The following is a 26,352-nucleotide window of genomic DNA, read 5'->3' on the forward strand; positions in this document are numbered from 1 at the left end:
CATCGCATTCGACGAGACCCGGACGGGGTTTTTCCACCGGCCGTCGAAGCCGAACGACCCGCCACGTCGTCGGGGCGGGCCGTTACGGGCTTCTGGGGCCGGCTGGGTCAGCCCGCCATGAACTCGTGGTAGGCCGTCTCCAGATGCGGCGGCAGGGCCGTCACATTGCACTGGCGCTCGGTGTCGCCGATCGGCGCCAGAATCCCGCGCAGGTCGTAGTACTCGTCGGGGTGCGCGGTGAAGTAGTTGCGAATGTCGGCGGCCGCCTCCCCATGCGGCTGCCCGTAGGCGGCCATGACCACCTGGTTGGCACCCGGATGTGCGGCAAGGTACTGCTGCGCCGAGCCGGTCACCGACGAGACGGTGGCGTGGACGCCTTCCGGACTGCAATCGGGTGCGGCCGCCGCCGCCGGCGCACCGGCGATCCCGACGGCCAGCCCCCCGAGCAGGCAACCGGCGCTGAGGCCGGCAACGCGCCGACGCGCGACGATACTGCTGAATTTCATGACACATTCCTTCGCATGAGCAAACCGATCATGGAGGCTCCCGAATCCCCGAAAGCCAAAGTAGCGGAAGGAAAAGCGGTCGCCGGGCGGCGTTCGCCCAGGACGAACAGGCACCGGCGGCGGCAACCGTCGCGGCCGTGACGCGAGCGCACTGGTGTGACCCGTTGTGTTAAGGAACGGCCAAATTCTCAGAAGTGGAGACGAGTTCTTAGACGATCGTTATCTCGATCGTGACGAAAACGTGATGTGTCAGCGGTTCAGCTTGCCGTCCCGCACGCCGGTCAATGCCTCGTCCAGCGTCGGGTACAGCGGGAAGGTTTTGTCCAGACCGGTCAGGTGGATCGGCCGTCTGGTCGCGGGGCCTCGCGCCACCACCCCGAATTCGGCCGCACCGCCGAGTTTCTCGTAGGTCGCCGCGAGGATCTTGAGCCCCACCGAGCCGAGGAACTCCACGCCGGAAAGATCGATGATCAGCGCCGTCGGATTGTCGGCGACCACGCCGCCGATGGCTTCTTCCAGGGCCGGAGCGGTGACCAGGTCGATTTCGCCACCGATACTGAGCACGGCGACCCCGTCGTGGTCGGTGACCTCGGCGGTGATCGAATCAGGAGCTGACAATGGCGGTCCTTTGTCCAAAGCCGTGGGGGTACTGCAAGCCTAACCCGCCTCCCGAACTGCGAGAAGAAGAAGACCTCGACGCGTTATGCGGCGCGCCCCAGGCTAGTCTCCCCATATGAGCTGCGCCCTTCGGGGCGCGACATGGCACTTGGGGAGGCCAGATGTCAGACTTGCCGATCGAGCTCACCAGTACTTCGAACACTTCGAACACCACTGCCGTCCCGCAGACGGTCTCCAGCGATGGTTTGCTGCCACAGCTGGTCCAGCATCTGCGGCAGAACCGGACCGGGTTGCGCGAGGAGTGGGCACGCCGGATCACCGCGGCAGAGCTGCTCACCGCGATGACGCCGGAGGAGATCTTCTCCGAGGCAACCGCCGTCTACGACAACTACGTCGAGGTGCTCGAGACCGGCAGCGTCGAGGCGCTGCAGGACTACGCGCGCGACCTGTCGGAACGCATCATTCCCCGGGGAGTGGAGACCGACGAGGTCGTCGGCATCGTGCTGCTGCTGCGCGACGTGCTCGCCCGGTCGCTGTTCGAGAAGTACCAAACCGACTTCGACATGCTCAACCAAGTGCTGGACGCCTACGAGCCGGCGGCCAACCGGATCGCCAACACCGTGGCGGTCAGCTTCGTGCAGGAACGCGAACGCATCATCCGCCAGCAGCAGGAGGCCATCCGCGAGCTGTCGACGCCGGTGCTGCAGGTGCGCGAGCAGCTGCTGATTCTGCCGATCATCGGCGTGCTGGACAGCCAGCGCGCCCGCCAGGTCACCGAGCAGTTGCTGCGCGCCATCCGGGCCAATCGGGCCAAGGTCGTGGTCATCGACATCACCGGGGTGCCCACCATCGACTCGACGGTGGCCAACCACCTGGTGCAAACGGTGGACGCCTCCGGTTTGATGGGCGCGAGTGTGATCATCACCGGCCTGTCCTCCGAAATCGCTTTGACGCTGGTCACAATCGGGCTGGACCTGTCGAAGATGAACGCCGTCGGCGACCTGCAGGGCGGCATCGAGGAAGCCGAGCGGCTGCTGGGCTACGAAGTCACCCGCACCGGCGACTAGACCGGGTAGGCACTCATCAAAGGTCAGCCCATGCCGGTACCCATTCTCAAGCTGGGACCGATTCTCATTGCGACGGTGCGCTCCGCGCTCACCGACTCCGAGACCGAACTCTTCCGGCAGCGTCTGATGGACCGCGTCACCGAATTCCGCGCCCAAGGCATCATCGTCGACGTCACCGCCGTGGAGGTGCTGGATTCGTTTGCCGCCCGGTCCCTGCAGACGATCGCACGGATGATCCGGCTGCGTGGCGCCGAGACGGTGATCGTGGGCCTGCGACCGGAGGTGGCCTTCGCGATGGTGCAGCTGGGGCTGGCCTTCGACGATATGCACACCGCACTGGACCTGGAAGAGGGCCTGGCGCTGCTGAACCGCAAGCTGGGCCTGGAAAAGCCGATGATCGGGCCCGACAGTGACGGATGACATCGTCGTCGAGGTGGACCACCCCGACGACATCGTCGCCGCCCGCCACGCCGGGCATCAGCTCGCCCGCGAGCTGGGGTTCTCGCTGACCGACGTCACCATGATCGCCACCGCGATCTCCGAAATCGCCCGCAACATCACCAGCTACGCCGGCCGGGGCGAAGTCCGGGTCGCCGTGGCCGACCGCGAGGGCCGCAAGGCGCTGGTGGTGCGCGCCGAAGACGAGGGCCCCGGGATCGCGGATGTCGATCGCGCGATGGAGGACGGCTACTCCACCGGCCGCGGGCTGGGCATGGGCTTGCCGGGCGCGCGCCGGCTGATGGACCGGCTGATCGTGGAGTCGGCGGTCGGCCGCGGAACGACCGTCGAGATGTGGAAATGGGTTCCGCCCCGTGCGCGATAACGGCCGGTTCGGGCCGATCGAGTGGGCGGTCGCGGGCCGCCCACGGCCGGGCGAGCACACCTGCGGTGACCTGCCGATCGCGGTCCAGATCGGCGGTGACGCCGCGCTGTTCGGTGTCCTGGACGGACTCGGACACGGCCCGGAGGCCGCCCGCGCCGCACAGATCGCCGTCGACGTGCTCAACGACGCGCGCGACGAACGTCTCGAGGTGTTGATCCAGCTCTGCCACCGCATGCTGTCCGGCACCCGGGGGGTCGCGATGACCCTGGCCAGGATCGACTTCCCCGCCGGCGGGCTGTGCTGGACGGGAGTGGGGAACGTCGCCGCCAACCTGGCTGCCAAGGCGATCAGCGGGGTCCGGATCAGTTCCAGCGTGCGGCTGACCGCCGGCATCGTCGGCTACCGGATACCGGAGGTCACCCCGGCCAAGGTGGTGCCGATCCGCGCCGGCGACCTGCTGGTCATCGCCAGCGACGGCATCACCGACGATCACCTGGACCACATCGACTTCGCCGCTTCCGCCACCGCCATCGCCGAGCAGATACTGGTCAAGCACGCCAAGGACACTGACGACGCGATGGTGCTGGCCGCGCGTCACCGAGGCATCTCGACATGACCTACACCGACGACTTCCACGCCCGCTATTTCGCCGCGCTGCGTACCTACCTGGACAAGCGCGACGAGGACAGCCTGGCCGTCGGCCATGAGCTCGGACGCCGGGCCTTGGCGGAACGCATCAGCATGCTCGACATCATCGAGAACCACTTCCGGTTGCTCGAGGAGCTCTCGGCAGACTTCGCGCCGGGCCGGCCGATCGCGCTGGAGTTCCTGCTGCAGACCCTGGCGGCCCTCGACATCGCCACCCGCGGATTCCTGGACGGCACCAGGCGTTACGAACAGGAGCGGGCCCGGGCCGACGATCTCGCCCACCGCGACACCTTCCGCAACGCGCTGGTGAACTCGTTGCAGGAAGGATTCTTCGTCGCCGACCACGACGGCGCCGTGATCGAGATGAACAGCGCGTTCGCCGAGATCATCGGCTATCCCCCGGAAGGCTTGCCGTACCGCTGGCCGCATCCGTGGCTGCTCGACAAGAAGAGCGCGGCCCAGCAACAGCAGCGGGTTCGCCGGGACGGCTTTGCCGAATACGAGACGCCGATCCGGCACCGCGACGGCCATCTGGTCTGGGTCACGGTGAGTATCAACGCGGTTCGGGGCGCCGTCGCGGATCGAGACGTGTACGTGGGCACGGTTCGCGACATCACCGCCGAGCGAGCTTTTGCCGCACGGGAAAGCGCGGTGCTGCGGCTGGCCACGTCGGTGAGCGTGGCCACGAGCATGGCCGAGGTGCTGTCGATCACCCTCGACGAATGCCGGACAGCCGTCGACGTGCGGCGCGTGGTTGCGGTCATGTGGCCGCCCGGCGACGGTGAACCGGCCGTCCAGGCCGCCGGCGAGCCGTCCGAGACGTCGTGGCGCAAAATGGATCCGCTGCTGCGCCAGACGTTTGAAGACGCACGTCACCAACTGCCGCTGACGGCGCGAACGATCGAGTGGCCGGACTCTCCGGGCAAGGCCCGGGGACTGGTCGCGGTGCTGTCGGGCGCCGCCGACGTCGCGTTGTGGCTGGAGCTCCTGGTGCCGCGCTGGGTGACCGCCGAGGACCGGCTGCTGGTCACGGTGCTCATCGGTCACTTGAGCCTGGCCATTCAGCATGTCCGGCAATTCGAGAGCGCGCGTGAGACATCGCTGACCCTGCAGCGGGCCATGCTGCCACCGGTAAAGCCGCCGCCGGGCTTCGCCGTCCGCTACGAACCCGCCGTGCCGCCCTTGGAGATCGGCGGCGACTGGTACGACGTGCTGGCCCTCGATGACCACCGCATCGGCATTGTCGTCGGCGACTGCGTGGGCCGCGGGTTGCCGGCCGCCGCCATCATGGGTCAGCTGCGCAGCTCGGCGCGCGCGCTGTTACTCACCGGCGCGCAACCCGCACTGTTGCTCGAACAACTCGACGCGGCCGCGTCGCTCATTCCGGACGCCTATTGCACCACGGTGTTTCTGGCGATCCTGGACACCAAGTCCGGAATCCTGGACTACAGCAACGCCGGGCATATGCCCGCGGTGCTTGCCGAGCCGGGCCGCGGGACCACGTTGTTGACCGATGCCCGGTCGGTGCCGCTGGCAGTCCGCCGCACCCAGCCTCGCCCGGAAGCTTCCCAGGAATTGCTGCCCGGCTCGACGCTGATGCTGTTCACCGACGGGCTGGTCGAGCGTAAGTACGAGTCGATCGACGAAGGCCTGGGACGCGTCGCCGATGTTTTGGCAGCGTCGATGATGTTGCCGATCGATGCGGTCGCCGATGCCGTGCTGGGCCGGCTGGCGCCGGCGGCAGGATACGACGACGACGTCGCGATGGTGGCATACCGGCACCCACACGGGCCACTTCGCATCGAAACCCGCGCTACCCCAGATCAATTGGCCGGCATCCGGCACCAGCTGGCATGGTGGCTGCGAGCCGCCGACATTTCCGACGAACGGGCCGGCGACATCGTGCTCGTGATCAACGAGGCGTGCACCAATTGCATCGAGCACGCGTACCGTGGGCATCACGTCGGGACCATGCTGGTGGATGTGAAGGCCGTCGACGGAGCGGTGCAGGCGCGGGTCGTCGACTCCGGGTCGTGGAAGACGCCGGCGGCCGACCCGGGCTACGGCGGGCGGGGCCTGACGCTGATCAACGCCCTTAGTGACACCGTGGAAATCGACAACAGCCCGGGCGGAACCGCCATCGAGATGACTTTCCGGTTGCCGCGTTAGCCGTTAGCCGAAGAAGACGTTGCGGCGGCGGATCAACAGGCCGTACAGCATCTGCTGGATCGTCTCCCGTACGTGGTCGGTCAATTCGAACGTGATGGTGGGGTCGTCGGCATCGGCGCGGTCATAGTCGGCGGTGCCGATCGGCTGGCCGAATGCGATGTGCCACTTCGACGGCAGCGGTATCAACCCGGCCGGACCGACCCAGGGGAACAACGGGGTGATCGGGAAGTACGGCAGGCCCAATAGCCTCGCCAGCGGCTTGACATCGCCCAGCATCGGATAGATCTCCTCCGAACCCACCACTGCGCACGGGATGATCGGCGCTTCGGCGCGCACCGCAGCCGACACGAACCCCCCGCGGCCGAACCGGCGCAGCTTGTAGCGGTCCTTGAAGCACTTGCCCAAGCCCTTGTATCCCTCGGGAAACACCGCGGCGAGTTCGCCGGCCGCCAGCAACCGATGGGCATCGGTCGGGCAGGCCAGCGTGTGACCGGCCTTGCGGGCAACCTCGCCGATGACCGGCAGGTCGAAACACAAATCGGCGGCCAACGCTCGCAGGTTTCGGTGCGCGGGATGGTGTTCGTGCACCGCTGTCGAGATCATCAGCGCATCGACCGGCAGCACGCCGCCATGGTTGGAGACCACCAGTGCCGGGCCCTCGTCGGGCAGGTTTTCGATCCCGCTGACCTCGACCCGAAACCACGACCGTGAGAAAAACCGCAGCAACGGCCGCACCAGTGCGTCGGTGAAGTGGGGATCGAAGCCGAACTCGTCGACGCGGTAGTCCCCGGTCAGTCGCTTGCGCAGGAATTGCGCAACCGCGGTGACCCGTTCGGCAAGTTCGTTGGCCGGAGCCTGGGCCGCGGGCACCCTGGCTCCGAAGGCGCGCTTCTGATCGAGGTCTCGGACGACGGCGGCCGCCCGCCGGTCAGTGGTCTTGGAATGGGACGCCGCCGACGAGGGCCGCAATGCCGTGTGCCGACCAGCTTTTGGCCGTGCCGCTAGACGGTCCCGATTCCGTTGTAATTCAATAACATTGGCCCTCACAGGCATCACCAACCCCCCCGACACGCTCGGTGTCTGGAATGAACTTGAAACGAGGCTTCTTTTTGATCCCGATAGGCGCCGCCCCCGCAGCACATGCAAGGAGTTTAGTCCTTACATATCGGCAATAGAAGACATGGGGACAAAAATCATCGACGGCGATCTCGGTCAGATCACGGCCTGCCAGAGCACAATTCACGTGGCGGCATCGCGGCCAATCTGTCCGGGGCGTCAAAATCGCATTAGCCGGCCGTGGCGTCTGTGGCCGCCGCGGCCGAACCTCGATTGAATCGCGGCAAGGTTGAGTTACCGGATCCGGGGTATTCAAGGGCGTGACCCGCACAACCTTCGGGCCCGTCGAGCAGCAACGTTCATCTGCCGTCGAGCCGTCCTTACCGGCCGGGCACGGACCACTGTCGATCGCCGTGCGCCGTGCGTTGACCGGACCGGCGTCCCGCGACCAGTTCACCCGCATCGGCGCCTCAATGGGCGACGTCGATCCCTACGGCCTCGATCTGCAGCTGGCCCTGTATATGTGCTACGAGCTGCATTACCGCGGTTTTTCCGGAGTGGATCCGACCTGGGAGTGGAATCCAGCGCTGCTGCACCTGCGTGCCGAACTCGAGCGGGCTTTCCTGACGGGCGTGCGACGTGATGTCGGCCCCATCGGGTCGCATGACACCGCGGTGGCCGAAATGGACAGGCTCTCGGCAGAGCCGGTCGACGGCACCGGGCCGTCGTATTACCTGCGCAGCGCCGGCACATGGCAGCAGATGCGTGAATATTTTGCACACAGATCGCTGTATCACCTCAAAGAGGGTGATCCGCATGCCTGGGCAATTCCGCGCCTGACCGGTCAGGCCAAGGCGGCATTCGTCGCCGTCGAGTTCGACGAATACGGTGCCGGTTATGGCCCGCGGGTGCACCAGCAGCTTTTCGCCGACCTGCTGGACGCGGCCGGACTCGATTCGACCTACTTGAGGTATCTCGGCGTCGTTCCCGCCGAATCACTGGCGGTGGTCAACATCATGTCGCTGTTCGGGCTGCACCGGCGGTTGCGAGGCGCCGCAGTCGGGCACTTCGCGGCGACGGAGATCACCTCGCCACCGGGCTCTCGGCGGATGGTCGAGGCACTGCGCCGGATGGAGGCACCCGAGGAATGTGTCGCCTTCTACCGCGAACACGTGGAAGCGGATGCGGTACACGAACAGGTGGTCCGCATCGACGTGGTGGGAGACCTCGCCGCGCGAGAACCGCACCTCGACCAGGACATCGTGTTCGGGATGCGAGCATTCGAGCTCCTCGAAAACCGGTTGGCCGACTGCCTGATGCGGTCGTGGCGGGCCGGTGAGACATCGCTGCGCCGACCGTTGGACGAGGTGTAAACCGTCCGCTTAGAAGGGTGGGGGTTCGTCGTCGGGTGGGGCGGGTCCGGGATCCGCGGCGGACTCGGCGCGCTGGTTTTGGCGGGTGGTGCGGTTGTGGCGGCGTTCGGTGGCTACCCGGTATGCGCGGTCTTGGGCGCGGGTGCGGCGGCGTTTGGGCATCATGGCGGTTGTGTCGGCGCAGTAGTTCGGTGGTGCCGTGGTGGGTGGGGGCAGCGCGGCGGTGGGTGCGCACAGGCCGGGGAACAGCAGGGCGCTGCCGGGGATGGTGACATGGGTTGTCCCCGAAGGGGATTGCAGGATCAGGGTGCCGTCGGGTAGTTGTTGGTCGCGCCAGCCCCAAAAAGTTTTCACCAAATGGTGGGTTCTGCAGTAGCACTTGAGGTTTGACGCATGGGTGGGCCCGCCGGCGGCGTAGGGGATGGTGTGGTCGAGGTCGCAGTCGAAGGCCGGGCGATCACAGCCGGGCCAGCGACACGTCAGATCGCGGCACCGCACGAAATCGGCCAACGCCTTCGAGGGCACATAGCGTGGCTCGGGTGGGGCATCGCCGGGGTGGATCAGCGCGACCTGCTTGGCCGTGGCGGCCAACTCGGCGATCAGTTCGGCGCCGATGAGCCCGTCAGCACCCACCAGGGATGCCAGCGGCTCGCCGTGGCGCTCACCGCTGGGTTGTTCGGCAATCACGTGGATGATCACCGGGGAAGCGGGCGGGCGCGCCCCGGCAGCGCAATCGCTGCGCCGACAGCCACAGCCCAACCGATCGGCCCCGGCGGCCAACGCCCCCAACGCGTCGGCGCGGCGCTGGTCACGGGTGCGCGGATCATGGGCACAGACCGTGGCCGCCAACGCGCTCAACCGCCGATCCAGCACTTGGGCATCCGGGGTCAACAAGGTGCCCTCGATCTGGGAGATCCCGCCGATCCCCTCGTCGATGCGGATCGCCCGATCCCTGTGGTGCTGGGTGCGCCGGCGCAGCGCATCGGCATCGGCGCTGGCCACGATCTTGTCGATCTGGGCACCCAACCGGCCCCGGCTCAGCGACGGCCAGCGCGGCACCGTCACCGCCAACTGGGCATCCACCGCGGCCAGCACCTCGGGGTCTTCGATCAACTCGGTGCGATACACCAGCGTCTGAAACGCCCGATAGTCGATCTCACCGGCCCGAAACACCGCCGCGACCCGCGGCAACTGCTCACGCATCGCCCGGGCATAACGCAACCGGCTCGCCGCCAGGCCCTGGCTGATCCGCAACGCCGCACCCACCTCGGCGGCCACCGCCTCCATGGTGTCGATCGCCCAATCCTGGGTCTCGGCACTGCGCGCCAGCCGATAACCAAACAGCTGCCCGATCGCGGTCAGCTGCGCGGCCGCGGCCCGATTCTCCGCCCGCGCGGCCGCACACATCTGCTCCACCAGCGCCGCCGGCTCGACCGCATCAGCGACCACCCCAGCACTCGATTCGAACATACATTCGATTATGCCACAGCTGCCCGACACCGGGCGTCAGGTTCTCAACGCAAACTTGCCCGCTGCGAGCGACAGATCAGGGTCGAGCTCGAGCCGTCCGCTGAGAAGGCTGAGAAGGCTGAGATCGCTTCGCCCGCGGGGGCCGGCACCTGCGATGGCTGGTATCGCACAGGGGGTATTCGGTGCTGCGTCGGCAGGTGCAGATGGCCACCATGAAGCGGTCCGATTCCACGACACCGCCGCCGGGCGTCTCGATGCGCACCGGACCGGACACCAGGACCGGACCGTTGGGCACCACCTGAACCCGGGTGGTGGTCATGACTTGTCGGCCCGGATCACCACGAGTTCCTCGTCGCGACAGCCGCGGGGTACCCGTCCGGTCTCCTCCAGCCATGCCGCCCGCGCCGACAACACTGGGCCGAATGGAATCCACTGGGAGGCAAATACTTCAGCGTTCAAACCGGTGGCTAACAGACAATCCAGGGACCGCTGCACGCCTGCCAGAGCCGACTGCACCAGCAGCAGGGATCCCCCGTCGCACAACAGCTTTGCCGCCGACTCGCACAGCGGATCCAGCACCAGGCGCCCGTCGAGACCGGCATTCCAGGCCCATGACGGACCGGCTGCCGGCGAGATGGCATCGGAGTCGTCGACGGGCGGAGCGGGGACGTACGGCGGGTTGGACACGATCACCTCGAACGGCGCGCAGTCGAAAGCCCGTGCCCACGAGCCTTGACGAACGTCGACGTCCACTCCGGCGTCGGCGACGTTGTCGCGGGAGCAGCGCACGGCATGTGGGCAGATGTCGAACGCGGTGACGCTGGCACAGCCCATTTCAGCGGCGGCGATCGCGACGAAACCGCTGCCGGTACACAGATCGAGCACCCTGCGGCGCGGAATCAGGCCGGTCCGCCTCATCGTGTCAACGAGCAAACGGGAATCGAATTGCGGCTGGTACACCATGTCGGCGACCATGGCGCCATCCAAGGCCGGGTAGGTGGTCGTCAAGGTAGGCCTTTCGGAGCACCGCCGTGGCGATCACGGCGTGCTAGTACTAATGCCCGCAAACCGCTGCGTGAAACCAAACCCGGCTGATCGGGGGCGATCGCTACCCCGCGGCCTGCGCCAATGCATTGACAATCGTCGAGCAGAACGTCGGAAGGTCCGACGGTGAGCGACTGGTGATCAAATTGCCGTCCACGACAACCTCTTCGTCGACGACGTTGGCGCCGGCGTTGCGCAAGTCGGTGCGAATGCTGGGATAGGAGGTCAGCGTTCGTCCTTTCACCACGCCTGCCTCGACCAACGTCCAGGGCCCGTGACAGATTGCGGCGACCGGCTTTCCGGACTCAACGAAGTCACGGACGAACGAGACTGCAGTGCTGTCGGAACGTAGCTTGTCGGGGTTCACAGTCCCACCGGGCAATACCAGGCCGTCGAACTCGCCCACCGATGCCTGCGCAACCACTCGGTCGACCGCGAACCTGCCGGCCGGATCGAGATCGTGTTCCCGCGCCTGGATTTCGCCGCCCCGCAACGACACGACCTCCACCTGAGCACCGGCCTGTAGCAGCACCGCGCGCGGTTGCTCCAGTTCGACTTTTTCCACGCCATCGGCAGCCAGGATGGCGATCCTCTTGCCTTGCAACTCGTTCGACATCGCAGTGCTCCTTCATGGATTCAAGACGACTTTGGTGCAGCCGTCCTGCTTGTGTTTGAAGATCTCGTAGCCGTGTGGAGCCTGGTCGAGCCTGAGATGGTGGCTGATGATCATCGTGGGGTCGATCTCGCCGCCGCAGACCCGGTCCAACAGCGGCCGCATGTAGCGTTGTACGTGGCACTGGCCGGTCTTGATGGTCAGCGAGCGGTTCATGACGGCGCCCATGGGGAATTTGTCCATCACGCCGCCGTACACCCCGATGACCGAGACGGTGCCGCCGTTGCGGCAACTCATCACCGCTTCCCGAAGTGCGTGCGGCCGTTCGGTTTCCAACCGCGCGGCCTGCTTGACGCGGTCGTAGGCATCCACCACTCGAGAGCCGTTGCGGGCCTCCATACCCACCGCGTCGATGCAGTGGTCCGGTCCCCGCCCGGCGGTGATGTCCCGAAGCTCCTCCAGCACCGAGGTCTCGGCAAAGTTGAGTGGTGTCGCACCCATCCGGCCCGCCAACTCCAGCCGATACGGGACCCGATCAATGGCAATCACTTTGGCCGCGCCAAACAAGTAGGCACTGGCAACCGCGAACAGGCCCACCGGACCGGCACCCCATACCGCCACGACGTCGCCGAGGGTGATGTCGCACATCTCGGCGCCCATGTAGCCGGTGGGCAAGATGTCCGACAAGAACAACACCTGGTCATCGGTCAGATCGTCGTCAATCTTCAGCGGGCCCACATCGGCGAACGGTACCCGCGCGTATTCGGCCTGCCCACCGGCAAACCCGCCCAACATGTGCGAATATCCGAAAAGCCCTGCGGGCGAATGACCCAACAACTTCTCGGCCATTCCGGCGTTGGGATTGGAGTTCTCACACAGCGAGTACAGGTCGCGCTCACACGCCGAGCAGGCTCCGCACGCGATCGGGAAGGGCACCACCACCCGGTCGCCGACGGCCAAGTTAGACACTGCCTTTCCGACCTCGACCACTTCACCCATGAACTCGTGCCCCAGCACGTCGCCGTGCTTGACCGTGGGGATGTAGCCGTCGTAGATGTGCAGGTCCGAACCGCAGATCGCGGTGGAGGTGACCCGCACAATGACATCGCGGTCGTTGCGGATCGCAGGATCCGGAACCGATTGCACCTCAACGCTATTGCGTCCAGCCCAGACGGTGGCCTTCATTGGCCCACTCCTTGGCTCGCCGGTTGCGCGGCCTGTTGATGCATCTGGCGCCACGCTGACGTGCCTTCCGGTGACCCGTCGGAATACAGCACCTGCCCGGTTTCCAGGATCTGCTTCAACCGGCGAAGGTCGTCGTTGACCTGCTGTTCCGGCGACTCGCCCAACAGCGTCGCAACCGCTTTGCCGAGCACACCGCCCGGTATGTGGTAACCGATCGTGACTCGGACCTCGGTGCCGTCGCCCGTGGCCGCCGGTGTGAATTCGACGCTGCCCCCGTGCCTTACCCCGGAATCACCCACGGATTGCCACGCAATCCGCTTGTCGGGCACATCCTCGACGATCTGCGCATCCCACTGCACGGGCTGGCCTACCGGTGCGCTGACGGCCCAACGCGACCGCATGTCGTCGCCGGCAGTGACCGATCGCAGGTGGTGCATGAAGCTGGGCAGGTGCTCCAGGTCACGCCAGAACCAATACACGTCCTCCGGCGAACGCCGCACCGTCACCGCGGCCCGTAGCGACCGGTGCTTGGTGCCCTTGCCATGCCGGTGGCCGCCATCTCGGGCGGCGCGCATCGCGGCGGAGAGGTCGGCCCCGGCGATTCCGGTCAGGGCAACGGCGGCAACGGCGCTGCGCGCCCGTGCTCCCCGGCCACGGCTGAGTACACCCGCCCCGAACAGCGCGATGTCCAGCACATCGCCGGCCACCCTGGTCCACACCAGTTTCGGCGAGCCGAGCAATAGCGCGGCGCCGTGGCCGCATTCGCGCATTCCCAACGCGCGGATGACCGAGCGCGACCGGTCCGTGTCGGCCACGCCCGCGAGCACGGCTACCTTCCCGGGGGCCAGCAGTTCGGCGAGGCCGAGACCCAGGCCGGCCCCACCAAGGCCGCGGGCCAGGGTGGCCGCCGCGCTCGCCGAAGCGTCTTTCATCATCAACTCCTTGCCATGTGGTGCCTTGGGTGCCTTGATGGTGTTACGCAGCGGCCGCCCGCAGCTTGTGAAGCAACGGTTCGGCGGCCTCCTTGAGGAACTCGTCCTGGTGTTGTCCGCCGATCTGCACGATGGCGATATCGGTGAAACCGGCTTCCCAATACGGCCGCACAGATTCGACGATGGCGTCCAGATCCGGCCCACACGGGATGCTCTCGGCGACGTCGTCCGCGCGCACGAACTGCGTCGCCGCGGCGAAACCCGCCGGAGTCGGCAGATCCGCATTGACCGCCCAGCCACCGCCGAACCAGCGGAACTGGTCATGGGCGCGTTCGACGGCGGCGTCGCGGTCAGGATCCCAGCACACTGGTATCTGCCCGACCACCCGTCCGGCGCCGGTCCCGTTGGCAACCTGGCGCGCCGCGTGCCACGAGTCGACCAGGTCGGTGTCGGGCTCCACGGCGATCAAGTGGTCAGCAAGTTTGGCGAACTTGTCGACGGCCTTGGTTCCGCCGATCGCCACCCCGATGCCGACCGGCACGTCCGGTAGGTCCCACAAACGCGCCGAATCCACCTGGAAATAATCGCCACGCCAGTTCACCAGCCTGCCGCCGAACAGTTCGCGGATGATCTTCACCGCCTCGCGCAGCATGTCCTGACGACGCTCGACCGCCGGCCAGCCCCGCCCGACGATGTGCTCGTTGAGATTTTCGCCGCTGCCCAGCCCGAGCGTGAACCGCCCGTCTGACAGGATCTGCACGGTCGCGGCCTGCTGCGCGACGATCGCGGGGTGATACCGCATCGTCGGACAGGTCACGTAGGAGTACAGCTCAACCCGTTCGGTGGCATGAGCCACCGCACCCAGCACCGCCCAGGCGTTGGGCGCGTGTCCTTGCGACGTCAGCCAGGGCGAGAAGTGGTCGCTGCAGACCAAAAAGCCGAAGCCCCGCTGCTCGGCCGAAACGGCGTACTGCACAAGGTCTTTCGGCCCGCTCTGCTCGGTCATCAACGTATAGCCGAAATTCGTCATACGCGCTGGGGTACCCGGCTATACGCCCACGTAACGCCACGGCGAGAAATCGCCCCGAACTCGGCCCCAGCGTTCCGCTCGCGGTGGCTTGCCGCGGCGTCAAAACGGGTAGACCGAGCGCAGGAGCGGGCAACGACCCGCCTCAACCGCAATAGGAGCGGACAATGATCGCAACAATCATCGGGGCCATCGTGGTCGGTCTCATCGTGGGCGCGCTTGCCCGCCTCGTCATGCCGGGCAAGCAGAACATCGGCGTCATCCTGACCGTCATATTGGGGGCCGTCGGGTCTTTTTTGGGCACCTGGATTTCCTACAAGCTCGGATACTCGAACCAGAACGGTGGCTTCGAGTTCATCCCATTCCTGGTCGGCATCGTCATCGCGATGTTGCTTATCGCCGGGTACCTGGGGATCGCCGGCCGGCGCAGCACGTCCGCTCGTTTCGGTTCTCGCCCTGGCCCGTAGCAGCTCAGCGCGGCCTTGGTGCGGTCGCTTTCGCTCTCGGTGACGTACCGAAGTATCTCCGCTTCGTCCCCTAATCACGGCGCCATCCGGCACCGATTGGGCTCGGCGAGGAACGACTTCGCTCAAGCCCAACGTTGGCCCCGTAGCTGCCGTGCAAAGTCAGACGAGTACCCCGCGCGGGTCCTCTGATCGGGGGACACGCTGTAGCACGTTTGGGGGATGGAGATCTCATGGCTCACGCACTTATGATCACGCAGATCTTCCAGCACGCCTTGTCGTATTGCGCTGGGACGTAGCCATTTAACGGCGCAGCGCGGAGGCAGCCGGCTTGGAATGGAGTTACGGTGCCAATGCGGGAGGCTCCCATGCGTGTGGTCATGCCCAGTGCGCGTTCTCGTGGGAGGCTGCGCGCCGGCCACGAGCCACGCAGCGAACCCGACTAAGAATGCTGCGGACATCAGCGCAACCCCGATTTCAGTGGGTGCAGCCCTCTGCTGCGCCGATTACCGAAGGGAAGCTTTCTTCGAGCATGTTCGAATATTCCAACGACCGGGCGCCTCAACCGCACAACACCGCCAGCGCCACGGGATCCGATTCGGCACCAGGCCACATCCGTCTCACCAAGTCGCGGCGCCGCATGCGCGCCGCCAGCCTGGCTTTGGGAGCATTGGCAATAACCGGCGGTATTACCGGCGTCGTTGACGCCAGCACCGCGACCACCAGCGGTCCCAGCATCAGCGTCGGCAGACTCGCCATCAGCCTGACCGCCAACCATGGGTTCAAACTCGACACGTGCACGGGCACCGCGGGAAACACCGATAATCCGATCACCCAGGGCGACAACGCCAACTCTGCGAATAGCAGCAATACCGACAGTTCAAATGGCAACGGTGGAAATACCGGCGACACCGCCAGTGATCCCACCGACATTCCAGCCTCCGATCCTATCAGCGCCGCCGGCGGTGATGTGACAAATAATGTGGGCGTTGAGATTCAAGGGATACCGGAAAACATCATTTCCACTGGCCCCACCACAGACAACGTAGATACGGCTCCGGCCGATATTGGCTTCGGGATGGGCGACAACAACAATAACAACAATAACAATGCCCAGCCACCGGTTGGAATCATGTGGCCAGACGGGTTTCCGCGATGGGCCAATTTGCCTCCGTATGATCCCAATGATCCTGATGACAACTAAGCGGGTCGTCCTGAATCAAAACGGACCGAAGCTAACGTCATCTCCTATTTCGGGATTCCTATCGGTGCTACCGACGAGGGCCGTCCAGCAAGCATCGCAACCTGAACATTGAACTCGTCCGGACGGGATACTGGGTAACGAGGCTGCTCGATACGCTAGGCATCAAATTAGTCAAACGGATGAAGGACAACCTGTATCGCATTCCGAATACGGCCGCAAAACTGGCGCTAGCAAATACCGCAGCTGTAGAGCACATTACCGCGGTAATGGGCGAGCAGGCGTTGACTACTCCTCGGCTGCAAGAACAACTGAGCGACCCGGAGGTGCGACAATGCTGAACTGGCATGCAATTGAAGAGATGGGGCACAAGGCCGTTGCATTCGACGTTTATCGATACATAGGCGGCACTGAGCGAATGCGAATTCGCTCAATGGCTGGCATGCTCGCCCTCTTATGGGCGCCCATCATACTTCTCCTCGTCTCAATCGCTAACTTCTCGACCACCTCAAGTAGCGTCGTGCCGAGCGCGCGCCCGGGCACCTGCGCGAGCGCGGCGGCCAACCAGGTGCCGGCGAAGTGGCTAGAGCGTGGACTTCGCTCGCGTAGCCGCACGGCTGGTGTCGCGATGGATGTGCGCCCGGGCCCCGTAATGCTCCACGTCGTAACGTGCCCACCTCTCCGCTGGGGCAATAATGGCCCCGCACTTCCCAATTCGCATCATGACTAGTTCGTCGAGCTCTGTCGTCGACAGATGCCGTCAGCACAGAGAATGCCAGCGCGGGGGTGATGCCACTTCGGAGCGAGCGCACAGCCGCATGGTCGTGGATCTCGACTCTAGGCCGTCCCGCGCACCACAATCGTGTGCTCTGCACGGGGCACCAGCTCGCCGATCACCGCTGCACCGGGGATCTCGCCGGCGATCAGGAGTCCGCCGGAGGTCTGTGCGTCGGCCAGCAGGAGCGCCTCCTGCTCGCTGACCGCCGCCAGGTCGACGTGCGGGGCCACCCACTCGAGATTGCGCCGGGTGCCGCCGCTGACGTAGCCGGCGGCCAGGGCTTCGCGCGCGCCATCCAGATACGGAACCGCGGCCGAGTCGATCACCGCCGTCACACCGCTGGCCCTGGCCAGCTTGTGCACGTGTCCCAGCAACCCGAAACCGGTTATGTCGGTTGCACATTCGATTCCGGCCGCCAGCGCGGCCGCCGCAGCTTCGGCGTTGAGCGTGGTCATCACCTCCACGGCGTCCGCGAACCGCTCGCCGGTGGCCTTGTGCCGGCTGTTCAACACCCCGATGCCCAGCGGCTTGGTCAGCGACAGCGGGGTGCCCGGCTTACCGGAATCGTTGCGCAGCAACCTGTTCGGGTCGGCAATTCCGGTGACCGCGAGCCCGTATTTGGGCTCGGGATCGTCGACGCTGTGCCCACCGGCCAGATGACAGCCCGCAAGCGAGCACACGTCCAGCCCGCCGCGCAGCGTCTCGGCGGCCAGCTCGAACGGCAACACATCTCGCGGCCACCCCAGCAGATTGACCGCGACCACCGGCCGCCCGCCCATCGCGTACACATCGGACAGCGCATTGGCGGCCGCGATTCGGCCCCAGTCGTAGGGATCGTCGACCACCGGGGTGAAAAAGTCCGTTGTCGCGATCAGTGCCGTGCCGCCCTCGATCAGCACCGCGGCCGCGTCGTCACCGCTGTCCAGCCCGACCAGCAGCTCGCCGGCAGGATGAGCCGGGACGCCGGCGCGCAATCCGCGCACCACATCCTCCAGCTCGCCGGGCGGGATCTTGCACGCGCAGCCGCCGCCGTGCGCGTACTGAGTCAGTCGGTAGGCCATGGCGTCCATAATTGTCGCCATGGCCCAGGGAGGCGTCTCCGGTCTGGTGACCGGCGCGGTCTTCAAAACCGTCGAGCGACAGTTGCTGCCGCTGGCGGGTTCGATTCCCGTCCGCCTCCGCCACCTCCCTGGGCCCGGACATGAGTGACGCGCGCCGACGGGTTCCGCGCACCGACGCGCTCCTCGCCGATCCCCGCCTCGCCGAGGCGCAACAGCTGCTGGGCCGCACCCTGGTGAAATCGGTGATCGCGCGGGCCCAGCAGCGGGCCCGCGCCGGCGAGATCGAGCCGGAGCGGGTGGCCGAGCACGCCGTCGCCGCACTCCCGCCCACCGCGGCAAGCCTGCGGCCCGTTATCAACGCCACCGGCGTCGTCGTGCACACCAACCTGGGCCGGGCGCCGTTGTCGCAGGCCGCGGTGGACGCCGTGGTCACCGCCAGCGGCGCCACCGACGTCGAATTCGACCTGGCAACCGGTCGCCGCGCCCGCCGTGGCCGGGGCGCGCTGGCCGCGCTGGCCCGGGCGGTGCCGGCCGCCGGCGGGGTGCACGTGGTGAACAACAACGCCGCCGCGCTGCTGCTGACCGCGCTCACGCTCGCCCCGGGCAAAGAGATCGTGCTCAGCCGCGGCGAGCTGGTCGAAATCGGCGACGGATTCCGCATTCCCGAGCTGCTGGCGTCCACGGGTGCGCGGCTGCGTGAAGTCGGTACCACCAACCGCACCAGCCTGCGCGACTATGCCGACGCGATCGGGCCGGACACCGGGTTTGTGCTCAAGGTGCATCCGTCCAACTTCTGCGTCACCGGGTTCACGTCGGCGGTCAGCGTGAGCGAATTGGCGCAGCTCTTGGACACATTGCGGGCGCCATTGGTCGTCGACATCGGCTCCGGACTGCTGGCGCCGCATCCGGCGCTCCCCGACGAGCCGGATGCGACGACGACGTTGCGCGACGGCGCCAACCTGGTCACCGCCAGCGGCGACAAACTGCTCGGCGGCCCGCAGGCCGGCCTGATGTTCGGCGACGCCGACCTGATCGAGCGGCTGCGCCGGCATCCGGCGGCCCGCGCGCTGCGGGTGGACAAACTCACCCTCGCCGCGCTGGAGGCGACCGTGGTAGGACCACCGCCACCGGTAGCTCGAGCGCTGGCCGCCGACGTGACGCAGCTGCGCGCCCGCGCCGAAAGCCTCGCCGCGCAGCTGCCCGGCGCGCTCGCGGTGGACTGTGTGGCGGCCGTCGGCGGCGGCGGGGCCCCGGGTGTGCGGCTGCCCAGCGCCGCGCTCAGCCTGCCCGAGTCCTACGCCGCCAAGCTGCGCACCGCCAGCCCGCCGGTCGTCGGCCGGGTGGAGAGCGGCCGGTGCCTGGTGGATCTGCGCACGGTGGCGCCGGAAGAGGACGAGCTGGTGCTGGCGGCGGTGCTGGCGTGTTCGTCATAGCCACCGCGGGCCACGTCGACCACGGCAAGTCGACGCTGGTCCATCGGCTCACCGGGATGTGGCCGGACCGGCTGGCCGAAGAACAGCGCCGGGGCCTGACCATTGACCTGGGCTTCGCCTGGACCGAACTCGACGGGCACCGGTTGGCGTTCGTCGATGTGCCGGGCCATGAACGGTTCGTTCCCACCATGCTGGCCGGTGTGGGCCCGGTTCCGGCCGTCATGTTCGTGGTGGCCGCCACCGAGGGCTGGATGCCGCAGTCCGACGAGCATCTCGCGGCCTTGGACGCGCTGCGGGTTGGGCATGTGCTGGTCGTCATCAGCAAGGCCGACCTTGCCGATCCGGCGCCGGCGATCGAGCAGGTGCGGGCGCGGTTGGCCGACGCGCCGGTCGCGCTGGGCACCGACCTGGACCAGGTGCGCAGCGGGCTCCTGAAGCTGGTGCAACGGCTGCCGCGGCCGGACCGCGACGGCGACGTGCGGCTGTGGGTCGACCGCTGCTTCACCGTGCGCGGTGCGGGCACCGTCGTCACCGGGACGCTGAGCGCCGGCACGATCCGGGTGGGCGACGAACTCGAGCACGCCGCACGCCGCGTCACCGTCCGCGGCCTGCAGTCGCTGGGCCGAGACGTCGACGAGGCCAACGCGGTGGCGCGGGTAGCGGTGAACCTGCGCGGCGTGGACCGCCGGCACATCGCCCGCGGCGACACCGTTCGCACGCCGGGCACCTGGCTGGATACCGCGGAGATCGACGTGGCCCTGCGGTCGGCGGACGCCCTGCACCGCCAGCTGGTGCTGCACATCGGGTCCGCGGCGGTGCCGGTGCAGGTGCGTCCGCTGGGGACGGCCGGGGCGCGGCTCCGATTGGCCAGGCCGTTGCCGTTGCGGGTCGGCGACGTCGGGTTGCTGCGCGATCCCGGGGAACACCGGATCGCGGCCGGCATCGAGGTGCTCGATGTGCGGCCGCCCGGGCTGCGCCGCCGCGGTGCGGCCCGCGCCCGGGGCGAGGAGCTGGCGACCGGTCGGGTGCGCCCGCCCGAGTGCGCACCCGCGGCGCAGTTGCGCGCGATGGGTCTGCCAGCCACCGGCCGCCGGGTTGGCGAGTGGGTGGTGGATCCGCGGTGGTGGGCCGGACGATGCGAGGTTGCGATCACGACGGTGCAGCGCTGGGTGGCCGAGCACGACATCGCGGCGGGCATGCCGCTGGAGGCGCTGCGGCAGCGGGTGGGCCTCCCGGCCGCCGAACTGGTATCCGAGCTGCTCGACGGCACCGGCCTGGAGGTGGCCGACGGCCTGGTACGGCCGCCCGGGGCGGTCCTGCCGGCCCGCGTCGACAAGGCGGTGCGCACGGTGGAGGAGTGGCTGGCCGCCGACCCGTTCCGGGCGCCGGAGGCCGACGAACTGGCCGAACTGAAGCTGGGCAACCGCGAGCTGGCCGCGGCGGTGCGGGCCGGACGGCTGACCCGGGTTGCCGACGGCGTCGTGCTCGGGCCCGACGCTTTCGCGCGGGCGGCCGCCATCCTGGCGACGCTGCCGCAGCCGTTCACCGTGAGCGAAGCCCGCCGGGCCCTGGGCACCACTCGCCGGGTGGCCGTGCCGTTGCTCGAACAGCTTGACGCGCTGAGGATTACCCGCCGCGATGCGGACGGCACCAGAACGACGCTTTAAGGCTGCGGGTTTGCTCCCCGAGTACGTCACAAGGTTGGATCAAATAATGCACCCGGACAGCAAGCTTGCGAAGTTGATCCAGTCCTGGCCGGTCTACCGCCAGCTCACCGGGTCCGACCCGCTGGGCCGCGGCAAGGCCGCACAGTCGGCTCGCTCGGAAACGCTGACGCCGCGCACCGCCGAGGCCGACCACGTCGCACACTCGGTATGTCCGTTCTGCGCGGTGGGCTGCGCCCAGAAGGTGTACGTCAAAGACGAGAAGGTCATCCAGATCGAGGGCAACCCGGACAGTCCGATTTCTCGAGGACGCCTGTGCCCCAAGGGGTCTGCCAGCACACAACTGGTCACCGGGCCGCAGCGGGAAACCGTCGTGCGCTACCGCGCCCCCTACGCCACCGAGTGGCAGGAACTCGACCTGGACACCGCGATGGACATGGTCGCCGACCGGGTGCTCGACGCCCGTCGCAAGGGCTGGCAGGACTTCGACGCCGACCGCAACACGCTGCGCCGCACCATGGGCATCGCCAGCCTCGGCGGCGCCACCCTGGACAACGAAGAGAACTACCTGATCAAGAAGCTCTTCACCGCCCTGGGCGCGCTGCAGATCGAGAACCAGGCCCGTATTTGACACAGCGCCACGGTTCCCGGTCTGGGGGCCTCCTTCGGTCGCGGCGGAGCGACGGACTATCAGCAAGACCTGGTCAACTCGGACTTCATCGTCATCATGGGCTCGAACATGGCCGAGGCCCATCCGGTCGGGTTCCAGTGGGTGATCGAAGCCAAGGCGCGCGGCACCGAGGTCGTCCACATCGACCCGCGGTTCACCCGCACCAGCGCGCTGGCCGACCGGCACGTGGCGCTGCGAGCCGGCAGCGACATCGCGTTCCTCGGCGGGGTGATCAACTACATCCTGTCCAACGGGCTGGATTTCCGCGAGTACGTCACCGCCTACACCAACGCCTCGTTCCTGGTCGACGAAAACTACCGGGACACCGAGGATCTCGACGGTCTGTTCAGCGGCTACGACCCCGACACGGCCTCGTACGACCCGGCGACCTGGCACTACGAATCGACACATCACGGCGGTCGCGGCGGGGCCGACGACAAACAGCGCGCCGCACCCGATCAGCTCGGCTCCGGCGGGCCGGCGGTGGAGGGCGCAGCTGGTGATATCCCCGCCGACCCGACGCTGCAGCACCCGCGCTGCGTCTATCAGATCCTCAAGCGGCACTACGCCCGCTACACCCCGGAGATGGTCGAGCGGGTGTGTGGCGTGCCGGCCGACACCTTCCTTCAGGTGGCGCGGGCGTGGACGCAAAACTCCGGCCGGGAGCGCACCACGGCGCTGGTGTACAGCGTCGGCTGGACCCAGCACACCGTGGGCGCGCAGTTCATCCGCGCCGGCTCGATCATCCAGCTGCTGCTGGGCAACATCGGCCGGCCCGGCGGCGGGGTCTTCGCGCTGCGCGGGCACGCCAGTATCCAGGGCTCCACGGATGTGCCGACACTGTTCAACCTGCTGCCCGGCTACCTGGCCATGCCGCACGCCGGCCAGGCCAACCTGGCCGACTACCTCGACCGGATCACAAGCCAGAATCAGAAGGGCTTCTGGCACAACGCCGACGCCTACATGGTGTCGCTGCTCAAGGAGTACTGGGGCGAGCACGCCACCGCCGACAACGACTATTGCTTCGACTACCTACCGCGGATCAACGGCGACCACAGCACCTACCGCACCGTCATGGACATGGTCGACGGGACGGTGTTCGGCTACTTCCTGCTCGGCCAGAACCCGGCCGTCGGGTCCGCCCACGGGAGGCTGCAGCGGCTCGGCATGGCCAACCTGGATTGGCTGGTGGTCCGCGACCTGGTGATGATCGAAAGCGCCACCTTCTGGAAGGACGCCCCCGAGGTGGAGACCGGTGAGATCACCCCGCAGGCATGCCGGACGGAGGTGTTCTTCTTCCCGGCGGCCTCGCACGTGGAGAAGGCCGGCACGTTCACCCAGACCCAGCGGATGCTTCAGTGGCGGGAGAAAGCCGTCGACCCGCCCGGGGACGCCCGCTCGGAGTTGTGGTTCTTCTACCACCTGGGACGGCGGCTGCGGGACAAGCTGGCCGGCTCGACCGACGAACGCGACCGGCCGCTGCTGGACCTGTTCTGGGACTACGAGATGGAGGGTGACGAGCCCTCGGGTGAGGACGTGTTGCGCCGCATCAACGGCATCGACCTGACGACCGGCCGGGCGATTAACGGCTACACCGAGTTGAAGGCCGACGGCAGCACCGCCTGCGGCTGCTGGATCTACAGCGGCGTATACGCCGACGACGTGAACCAGGCGGCCCGGCGGGACACCTCGCAGTGGGGCTGGACCTGGCCGCTGAACCGGAAGGTGCTCTACAACCGGGCGTCGGCCGACCCGGCGGGCCGGCCGTGGAGCGAACGCAAGAAGCTCGTCTGGTGGGACGTCGATCGCGCCGAGTGGACGGGCCTTGATGTGCCCGACTTCGAGAAGAACAAACCGCCGGACTACCGCCCGCCCGACGGCGCGGTGGGTGTCGAGGCGTTGCGCGGCGACGACGCGTTCGTGATGCAGGCCGACGGCAAGGGCTGGCTGTTCGCACCCAGCGGCCTGGCCGACGGTCCGCTGCCCACGCACTACGAACCGCACGAGTCCCCGGTGCGCAACGCGCTGTACCAGCAGCAGGGCAACCCGACGCGAATCGTCTACGGCCGCAACGACAACCCGTCGAACCCGGCTCCGCCGGAGGCTCACGGGGAGGTGTTCCCGTTCGTCTTCACCGCCGCACGGCTGACCGAGCACCACACGGCGGGCGGGATGAGCCGTCAGCTGCCCTACCTGTCGGAGCTGCAGCCTGCGTTGTTCGTCGAGGTGTCACCGGAATTGGCGCGCATCCGGGGGCTGACGCATATGGAGTGGGCGCATGTGATCACCAGCCGCACCGCGGTGGATGCGCGGGTGCTGGTGACCGAGCGGATGAAGCCACTTCGCATTGATGACCATGTGGTGCAACAGATTTGGATGCCCTACCACTGGGGTTACCGCGGGCTGGTCGACGGCGACGTGGTCAACGACCTGCTCGGGGTGGTCTTGGACCCCAACGTCTTCATCCAGGAGAGCAAGGTCTGCACCTGTGACGTGCAACCGGGACGACGGCCCCGCGGACCGGCGCTGCTGGCCTACATCGCCGAATACCGCCGCCGGGCCGGCGTCACCACGGCGACCGGCACCCGACTGGACACCCATAGCGAGGAAACCCCTTGAACCGCAACAGTTTCTATGGCCCGCTGAGCGATCCGGCCGGCGACGCCGGGCATCTGGAACACCCAGCGCGAGTCGGGTTCTTCACCGACACCTCGGTGTGCATCGGCTGCAAGGCCTGCGAGGTGGCCTGCAAGGAATGGAATCGGGTGCCCGACGACGGCTTCAACCTGCTGGGGATGTCGTTCGACAACACCGGCATGCTCAGCGCCAACACCTGGCGGCACGTGGCGTTCATCGAGCAGCCGGCTACCGATCTCGGCATCCCGAAATTCGAGCGCCCCGGCGCGTCGGCCGGCCCGGAGTCCCGCACCGACTTTCGCTGGCTGATGAGCTCCGACGTGTGCAAGCACTGCACCCATGCCGGGTGTCTGGACGTGTGCCCGACGGGCGCGCTGTTCCGCACCGAGTTCGGCACTGTCGTTGTGCAGCAAGACATTTGCAACGGCTGCGGGTATTGCGTGTCCGGCTGCCCGTACGGGGTGATCGACCGCCGCGAAGGTGATGGCCGGGCGTGGAAATGCACGCTGTGCTACGACCGGCTGCATGACGGGCTGGAACCGGCGTGCGCCAAGGCCTGCCCCACCGACTCCATCCAGTTCGGCCCGCTCGACGAACTGCGGGAGCGCGCCGCCCGCCGGGTCGAGCAGCTGCAGGAGCGCGGCGTAACCGAGGCGCGGTTGTACGGTCACGATCCCGACGACGGCGTGGGCGGCGACGGCGCGTTCTTCCTGCTCTTGGACGAGCCCGAGGTCTACGGATTGCCGCCGGATCCGGTGGTGCCCACCCGGGACCTGCCGGCCATGTGGCGCTACGCCGGGATGGCCGCGTCGGCCCTGGTGGCCGCCGCGGTGTCGGCGTTCGTCGGGAGCCGGTTATGACCAGGGGGACGGCCGGCGGGCGGGAACAGCTCGCCGTGCCCCGAGCGGAGTTCCGGTCCTATTACGGGCGTCCGGTGCTCAAACCACCGGTGTGGGAGTGGAAGATCGCGGCGTACCTGTTCTCCGGCGGCCTGTCGGCGGGTTCGGCGCTACTGGCCGCCGGAGCCGATCTGACCGGGCGTCCGGCGCTGTGCCGGGTGAGCCGAGTCGGGGCTCTGGCCAGCCTCCTGGCCAGCATGTACTTCCTCGTCGCCGACCTCGGTCGTCCCGAGCGGTTCCACCACATGCTGCGGGTGGCCAAGCCGAGTTCGCCGATGAGCGTCGGCACCTGGATTCTGACCGCCTACGGGCCGGGCGCCGGGCTGGCCGGGGTCGCCGAGCTGATGCCGGCGGCGCTGCGGCGCACCTGGGCGGGTGCGCTCGTGCGCTGGTCGGCACGACCGGCGGGACTCTCGGCGGCGGCCGTCGCACCCGGGGTTGCCTCCTACACCGCGGTCCTGCTGTCGCAGACCGCCGTCCCCGCCTGGCACGAGGCGCACCCCTATCTGCCCTTCGTCTTCACCGGCTCGGCCGCGGCCAGCGGCGGCGGCTGGGGCATGGTGCTGGCGCCGGTGGCCGAGGCCGGTCCGGCGCGACGGCTCGCCGTCGTGGGCGCCGTGCTGGAGGTCGCGGCGTCGCGACTGCTGGAGCAACGGCTGGGCCTGGCCGCCGAGGCGTACACGACGGGAAAGCCGCACCGGCTGCGCAAGTGGGCGGAGTACCTGACGGTCGGCGGGGCGCTGGGGACGGCGGCGGCCCGCCGGAGCCGGTTCGCCGCAGCGCTGTGCGGGCTGGCGCTACTCACCGGCAGTGCGCTGCAGCGGTTCGGGGTGTTCGAGGCCGGCGTGGAATCCACCCGGGATCCGAAATACGTGGTGGTGCCGCAGCGCCAGCGGCTCGATTCCGGCCACTGAGCGGGGCCCGAGCGGCCCTCGGGGCAGTTGGCCACTTGGGCGCGGCGAGATCGACGCCAGCGCGGAAAGGACCGAGTGAACGTCGCGCTAGCGTGAATCT

General features: G+C 67.5%; 24 protein-coding genes, 1 tRNA gene and 1 pseudogene. 15 read left to right on the forward strand and 11 right to left on the reverse strand.

Annotated features, from left to right (window positions below; all coding sequences use genetic code 11):
- Window positions 1-107: 107 nt before the first annotated feature.
- Together EET10_RS26805 and EET10_RS26810 are read right to left on the reverse strand one after the other, a co-directional pair.
- Complete coding sequence (locus EET10_RS26805; protein ID WP_063467183.1) at window positions 108-506, reverse strand: heme-binding protein; 399 nt, start codon at window positions 504-506, stop codon at window positions 108-110.
- A 249-nt stretch (window positions 507-755) separates the two neighbouring features.
- Entirely contained in the window at window positions 756-1,124 is a 369-nt protein-coding gene (locus EET10_RS26810; RefSeq protein WP_036405928.1) for an STAS domain-containing protein, read from the reverse strand.
- A 161-nt stretch (window positions 1,125-1,285) separates the two neighbouring features.
- Here EET10_RS26810 and EET10_RS26815 point away from each other — a divergent pair, with 161 nt between their 5' ends.
- Genes EET10_RS26815 through EET10_RS26835 form a run of 5 tightly spaced genes read left to right on the forward strand, consistent with a single transcriptional unit; the run spans window position 1,286 to window position 5,831 of the window.
- Complete coding sequence (locus EET10_RS26815; RefSeq protein ID WP_036405821.1) at window positions 1,286-2,191, forward strand: STAS domain-containing protein; 906 nt, start codon at window positions 1,286-1,288, stop codon at window positions 2,189-2,191.
- Between the two features lie 30 nt (window positions 2,192-2,221).
- Window positions 2,222-2,611 carry an STAS domain-containing protein gene (locus EET10_RS26820; RefSeq protein WP_063467181.1) on the forward strand — a complete coding sequence of 130 codons (390 nt, stop codon included), beginning with the start codon at window positions 2,222-2,224 and terminating at the stop codon, window positions 2,609-2,611.
- Complete coding sequence (locus EET10_RS26825) at window positions 2,601-3,014, forward strand: anti-sigma regulatory factor (RefSeq protein ID WP_036405824.1); 414 nt, start codon at window positions 2,601-2,603, stop codon at window positions 3,012-3,014. Before EET10_RS26820 ends, EET10_RS26825 begins: the two co-directional genes overlap by 11 nt.
- Window positions 3,004-3,630: a SpoIIE family protein phosphatase gene (locus tag EET10_RS26830; protein ID WP_063467180.1), complete on the forward strand. Its 627-nt coding sequence runs from the start codon at window positions 3,004-3,006 to the stop codon at window positions 3,628-3,630. The genes EET10_RS26825 and EET10_RS26830 overlap by 11 nt, the downstream gene beginning before the upstream one ends.
- Complete coding sequence (locus tag EET10_RS26835) at window positions 3,627-5,831, forward strand: SpoIIE family protein phosphatase (protein WP_036405825.1); 2,205 nt, start codon at window positions 3,627-3,629, stop codon at window positions 5,829-5,831. The genes EET10_RS26830 and EET10_RS26835 overlap by 4 nt, the downstream gene beginning before the upstream one ends.
- Window positions 5,832-5,834: 3 nt before the next feature.
- On the opposite strand, the gene EET10_RS26840 is transcribed toward EET10_RS26835, so the two are convergent.
- Entirely contained in the window at window positions 5,835-6,884 is a 1,050-nt protein-coding gene (locus EET10_RS26840; protein WP_081260535.1) for a lysophospholipid acyltransferase family protein, read from the reverse strand.
- Between the two features lie 323 nt (window positions 6,885-7,207).
- Between EET10_RS26840 and EET10_RS26845 the strand changes: the two genes are divergently transcribed.
- The gene (locus EET10_RS26845) at window positions 7,208-8,260 is read left to right on the forward strand and encodes an iron-containing redox enzyme family protein (protein ID WP_051490700.1); all 1,053 of its coding nucleotides are present in this window, start codon (window positions 7,208-7,210) and stop codon (window positions 8,258-8,260) included.
- A 9-nt stretch (window positions 8,261-8,269) separates the two neighbouring features.
- On the opposite strand, the gene EET10_RS26850 is transcribed toward EET10_RS26845, so the two are convergent.
- The 7 genes from EET10_RS26850 to EET10_RS26880 all read right to left on the reverse strand — a co-directional run bounded on the left by EET10_RS26850 (window position 8,270) and on the right by EET10_RS26880 (window position 14,534).
- Complete coding sequence (locus EET10_RS26850) at window positions 8,270-9,730, reverse strand: HNH endonuclease signature motif containing protein (protein ID WP_099187810.1); 1,461 nt, start codon at window positions 9,728-9,730, stop codon at window positions 8,270-8,272.
- A 76-nt stretch (window positions 9,731-9,806) separates the two neighbouring features.
- Window positions 9,807-10,049: a CDGSH iron-sulfur domain-containing protein gene (locus tag EET10_RS26855; RefSeq protein WP_081260817.1), complete on the reverse strand. Its 243-nt coding sequence runs from the start codon at window positions 10,047-10,049 to the stop codon at window positions 9,807-9,809.
- Window positions 10,046-10,738 carry a HemK2/MTQ2 family protein methyltransferase gene (locus EET10_RS26860; protein WP_036405828.1) on the reverse strand — a complete coding sequence of 231 codons (693 nt, stop codon included), beginning with the start codon at window positions 10,736-10,738 and terminating at the stop codon, window positions 10,046-10,048. The genes EET10_RS26855 and EET10_RS26860 overlap by 4 nt, the downstream gene beginning before the upstream one ends.
- A gap of 100 nt (window positions 10,739-10,838) precedes the next feature.
- The gene (locus EET10_RS26865) at window positions 10,839-11,390 is read right to left on the reverse strand and encodes a type 1 glutamine amidotransferase domain-containing protein (RefSeq protein ID WP_036405831.1); all 552 of its coding nucleotides are present in this window, start codon (window positions 11,388-11,390) and stop codon (window positions 10,839-10,841) included.
- 12 nt (window positions 11,391-11,402) lie between these two features.
- Window positions 11,403-12,572: a zinc-dependent alcohol dehydrogenase gene (locus EET10_RS26870; RefSeq protein ID WP_036405833.1), complete on the reverse strand. Its 1,170-nt coding sequence runs from the start codon at window positions 12,570-12,572 to the stop codon at window positions 11,403-11,405.
- The gene (locus tag EET10_RS26875) at window positions 12,569-13,504 is read right to left on the reverse strand and encodes an SRPBCC family protein (protein WP_081260818.1); all 936 of its coding nucleotides are present in this window, start codon (window positions 13,502-13,504) and stop codon (window positions 12,569-12,571) included. Before EET10_RS26875 ends, EET10_RS26870 begins: the two co-directional genes overlap by 4 nt.
- Window positions 13,505-13,547: 43 nt before the next feature.
- Window positions 13,548-14,534 (reverse strand): LLM class F420-dependent oxidoreductase, encoded by a 987-nt coding sequence (locus EET10_RS26880; RefSeq protein ID WP_036405836.1) that lies wholly within the window; start codon window positions 14,532-14,534, stop codon window positions 13,548-13,550.
- A gap of 164 nt (window positions 14,535-14,698) precedes the next feature.
- Here EET10_RS26880 and EET10_RS26885 point away from each other — a divergent pair, with 164 nt between their 5' ends.
- From EET10_RS26885 to EET10_RS32535, 3 genes and pseudogenes are all read left to right on the forward strand, one after another.
- Window positions 14,699-14,998, forward strand: a complete 300-nt coding sequence (locus tag EET10_RS26885; protein ID WP_063468444.1) for a GlsB/YeaQ/YmgE family stress response membrane protein — start codon at window positions 14,699-14,701, stop codon at window positions 14,996-14,998.
- 529 nt (window positions 14,999-15,527) lie between these two features.
- The gene (locus EET10_RS29375) at window positions 15,528-16,199 is read left to right on the forward strand and encodes a hypothetical protein (protein WP_136624770.1); all 672 of its coding nucleotides are present in this window, start codon (window positions 15,528-15,530) and stop codon (window positions 16,197-16,199) included.
- Between the two features lie 143 nt (window positions 16,200-16,342).
- A pseudogene (locus tag EET10_RS32535) lies at window positions 16,343-16,926 on the forward strand (metal-dependent hydrolase).
- Window positions 16,927-17,033: 107 nt separating this feature from the next.
- Here EET10_RS32535 and selD read toward each other — a convergent pair.
- Window positions 17,034-18,035: a selenide, water dikinase SelD gene (selD, locus tag EET10_RS26900; RefSeq protein WP_036405937.1), complete on the reverse strand. Its 1,002-nt coding sequence runs from the start codon at window positions 18,033-18,035 to the stop codon at window positions 17,034-17,036.
- Between the two features lie 28 nt (window positions 18,036-18,063).
- Between selD and EET10_RS26905 the strand changes: the two genes are divergently transcribed.
- The 6 genes from EET10_RS26905 to nrfD all read left to right on the forward strand — a co-directional run bounded on the left by EET10_RS26905 (window position 18,064) and on the right by nrfD (window position 26,252).
- Window positions 18,064-18,158, forward strand: a tRNA-Sec gene (locus EET10_RS26905).
- A 17-nt stretch (window positions 18,159-18,175) separates the two neighbouring features.
- Window positions 18,176-19,468 carry an L-seryl-tRNA(Sec) selenium transferase gene (gene selA, locus EET10_RS26910; protein WP_036405843.1) on the forward strand — a complete coding sequence of 431 codons (1,293 nt, stop codon included), beginning with the start codon at window positions 18,176-18,178 and terminating at the stop codon, window positions 19,466-19,468.
- A complete protein-coding gene (locus EET10_RS26915) occupies window positions 19,456-21,135 on the forward strand; it encodes a selenocysteine-specific translation elongation factor (protein ID WP_122502657.1) in 1,680 nt (559 codons plus the stop codon). Before selA ends, EET10_RS26915 begins: the two co-directional genes overlap by 13 nt.
- Window positions 21,136-21,181: 46 nt before the next feature.
- On the forward strand, window positions 21,182-24,421 hold the full coding sequence (gene fdh / locus EET10_RS26925) for a formate dehydrogenase (protein WP_246013701.1): 3,240 nt from the start codon (window positions 21,182-21,184) through the stop codon (window positions 24,419-24,421).
- Window positions 24,418-25,299, forward strand: coding sequence for a 4Fe-4S dicluster domain-containing protein (locus EET10_RS26930; protein ID WP_036405848.1), 882 nt, complete (start codon window positions 24,418-24,420; stop codon window positions 25,297-25,299). Before fdh ends, EET10_RS26930 begins: the two co-directional genes overlap by 4 nt.
- Window positions 25,296-26,252: an NrfD/PsrC family molybdoenzyme membrane anchor subunit gene (gene nrfD, locus EET10_RS26935; RefSeq protein ID WP_036405851.1), complete on the forward strand. Its 957-nt coding sequence runs from the start codon at window positions 25,296-25,298 to the stop codon at window positions 26,250-26,252. Before EET10_RS26930 ends, nrfD begins: the two co-directional genes overlap by 4 nt.
- Window positions 26,253-26,352: the final 100 nt, after the last annotated feature.

Source organism: Mycobacterium pseudokansasii (assembly GCF_900566075.1).
Taxonomy (GTDB): Bacteria; Actinomycetota; Actinomycetes; order Mycobacteriales; family Mycobacteriaceae; genus Mycobacterium; species Mycobacterium pseudokansasii.